Genomic DNA, 2,692 nt, shown 5'->3' with positions numbered 1-2,692 from the left:
GGCCCACCGTCAAGCATCAGCTGGGACCAGAACGTCAAGCATCACCTGGGACTAGACACGGCCGGGCGAGGCTTGTCCGGTCCCGCGTGAGGCTTGAAGTCGTATGCGCACGCTGGGAGTTCGATGCCCTGCCGGTGTATGAGGGGCAGAAAGATTACTGGGCGAATCGTCCATGTGATCCGAGTGCTGGCCTGTGTGACGGTCACCGTGCAGGGTTCGGCTCGTAGGAGCGCCTTCCTCGTGGCGATGCGGCCGTCGTACAGCCACTCCCATGGTCTCAGCCATGGCGAAACCTGGCTTGTCGCCTCCCTGGAAGCCGCCCCCGGAACGGAAGGAGAACCGACATGGACCACCGGCGTGACGAGCTGATGACTGTTCGCCAAGTACTGGATGAGTTGGGTGGTGTGTCTCGCCGGACGTTCTACCGGTGGCGCGAGCTGGGGCTGGGACCCGCTGCGTTCAAGCTGCCCAACGGGGAGCTCCGGGTGTGGCGGAGCGACTTCAGCGCCTGGCTGGGGCAGTTGGAGGCGGCGGCTTGAAATCCCTCGACGTGAAGGTGTGGGGCGTTCGCAAGAGGAACACCAAGAAGTCGTCCTATGACGTCCGATGGACCGTCGCGGGGAGCGTGTTCTCCGAACAGTTCCGCACCAAGGGGCTTGCGGACCACTACCGTTCCAAGCTGCTCCGCGCCGCTCATGCCGGCGAAGAGTTCGACACAGCGACGGGGCTGCCTGACCCGATGGTTGAGCAGGCAGCCTCGATGACCTGGTACGCCTTCGCTCTGAAGTACCTCGCCATGAAGTGGCCGCACGCGGCGCCGAACACGCGCAACGGGATCAATGAGGCTCTGACCGCTGTGACGATGGCTCTTCTCGACGAGCGTCCGGGGCAGCCGTCCGAGGAACTGATCAGGAGGGCGCTTCGCAACTGGGCCTTCGTCCTTCCCGGACCGGATGAGCGCGAATGGCCGACCGAGATCGCGAACACCTTGCACTGGGTGGCCAAGGCGTCGCGTCCGCTCACGGACCTCGGTGACGCTGCGATCGGCAGGGCCGTCCTGGACTCGCTCAAACTGAAGCTCGACGGGACAGCGGCAGCCGCAGAGACGGTCCGGCGCAAGCGTCGGACACTCGTCAACGCGCTGCACTATGCAGTGGACCTCGGGGAGTTCAAAGAGAACCCGATCACGGGCATCCGCTGGAAGAAGCCGAAGGTCGCCGGGCAAGTCGATCCCCGGGTTGTCGCCAATCCCGCGCAGGCTCGTTCCCTGCTGACTGCGGTCTCGTACGTCGGTGGGTACGGCTGGGCGCGTGGCCGCCGACTCGTCGGCCTGTTCGCCTGCATGTACTACGGCGCCTTACGCCCGGCTGAGGCCGTCGGCCTTACCGAAGCAGACCTGAAGCTGCCCGAGGCTGGCTGGGGAACGGTGCTGCTGAACCGGACACGCCCCAGCGTCGGAAAGCAGTGGACGGACTCCGGCGAGACCCACGACGACCGGGGCCTCAAGAACCGGCCGGCGGAAGAGGTCCGGCTCGTACCGATCCCGCCTCAGCTCGTCGCCATCCTCCGGCAGCACCTCGACACGTTCGGCACCGCCGAGGACGGGCGGCTGTTCGCCAACGAGCGCAGAGGAGTGGTGGGCTCCTCGACGTACTACCGCGTCTGGCAGGAGGCCCGTGCACTGGCGCTACCGCCGGCTGCGGTCGCCTCTCCGCTTGCGGCTCGCCCGTATGACCTCCGGCACTCGGCACTGTCGACCTGGCTCAACTCCGGGGTGGACCCGACAGAGGTCGCCGAACGTGCGGGCAACAGCGTGGAGGTCCTGCTGAGCCGCTACGCCAAGTGCATCGACGGACGGCAGGAGATTGTCAATCGCAAGATCGAGAAGTTGTTGCGCGAGTACGAGTGATCGTAAGCGTGGTCGTGGTAGCTGCACGGTGTTCTGTAACGGTGGTCAGTTGATTGAGCTCGGGTAGCGGGCACCGCCGACTCACATTTGTTCGAGCGACCGCATCTCGTCGATGCGGTCGCTAAGATCACCTTCCCGAGGGGGTAACGATCATGGGGGGCGTAGTGACGAGACGGCGTGCTCGAAGAATCGCAGGTACCGGCGTGATAGCAGCAATTCTTGTGACGGCGGTCAGCGCCTGCTCGTCGGCCGAAGAGTTGCCGAACATGGTCGGTTCGCAGCTCCAAGTAGCGCAAGATCGAGCGCAGAACGCCGGTTTCACCAACCTGAGCTCCGAGGATGCGACGGGACAGGGGCGAGCCCAAGTGTGGGATCGTAACTGGCGCGTCTGCTCGCAGGACCCAGAGCCTGGCGAGGCGGACCTTGACACCCTGGTCGTCTTCTCGGCGGTTAAAGAGGGCGAGTCGTGCCCTGCGTCCACAGAGGGTTACTTGGCCATGCCGGGTGACGAGATGCCTGGTTACATCGGTCGTAACCTCATGGATGCGATGGACCAGATGGCAGCCCTGACTGGCGAGGTAACCGCGGTGGACGCCACAGGGGCAGGGCGTAGTACAGACAACGAGAACAACTGGCGGGTCTGCGCTACCACTCCCGCAGCTGGAGAGGTGATCGAAGACAGTGTGGTCTTCGAGGCCGTCCCCAACGAAGAGAAGTGCACTGACTAGGTCGTGTCCGCAAAGTGGTTGGTGCGTTGGTCTGTTCGTGGTGCGTCGTCATGAG

3 protein-coding genes and 1 pseudogene are annotated in these 2,692 nt (G+C 64.5%); 3 read left to right on the top strand and 1 reads right to left on the bottom strand.

What is annotated here, in order from left to right; all coding sequences use genetic code 11:
* Positions 1 to 41: 41 nt before the first annotated feature.
* A pseudogene (locus tag IE255_RS39845) lies at positions 42 to 272 on the bottom strand (hypothetical protein); the annotation flags it as partial.
* Between the two features lie 72 nt (positions 273 to 344).
* On the opposite strand from IE255_RS39845, the gene IE255_RS38800 reads away from it, so the two are divergent.
* The 3 genes from IE255_RS38800 to IE255_RS38790 all read left to right on the top strand — a co-directional run bounded on the left by IE255_RS38800 (position 345) and on the right by IE255_RS38790 (position 2,637).
* Positions 345 to 539, top strand: coding sequence for a helix-turn-helix transcriptional regulator (locus IE255_RS38800; RefSeq protein ID WP_190055144.1), 195 nt, complete (start codon positions 345 to 347; stop codon positions 537 to 539).
* A complete protein-coding gene (locus IE255_RS38795; RefSeq protein ID WP_190055143.1) occupies positions 536 to 1,909 on the top strand; it encodes a tyrosine-type recombinase/integrase in 1,374 nt (457 codons plus the stop codon). Before IE255_RS38800 ends, IE255_RS38795 begins: the two co-directional genes overlap by 4 nt.
* Positions 1,910 to 2,112: 203 nt before the next feature.
* Positions 2,113 to 2,637, top strand: a complete 525-nt coding sequence (locus IE255_RS38790; protein ID WP_190055142.1) for a hypothetical protein — start codon at positions 2,113 to 2,115, stop codon at positions 2,635 to 2,637.
* Positions 2,638 to 2,692: the final 55 nt, after the last annotated feature.

The sequence above is a fragment of the Streptomyces lomondensis genome, assembly GCF_014651035.1.
Classification (GTDB): Bacteria; Actinomycetota; Actinomycetes; order Streptomycetales; family Streptomycetaceae; genus Streptomyces; species Streptomyces lomondensis.
This window is presented reverse-complemented; position numbering and strand designations above follow the sequence as displayed.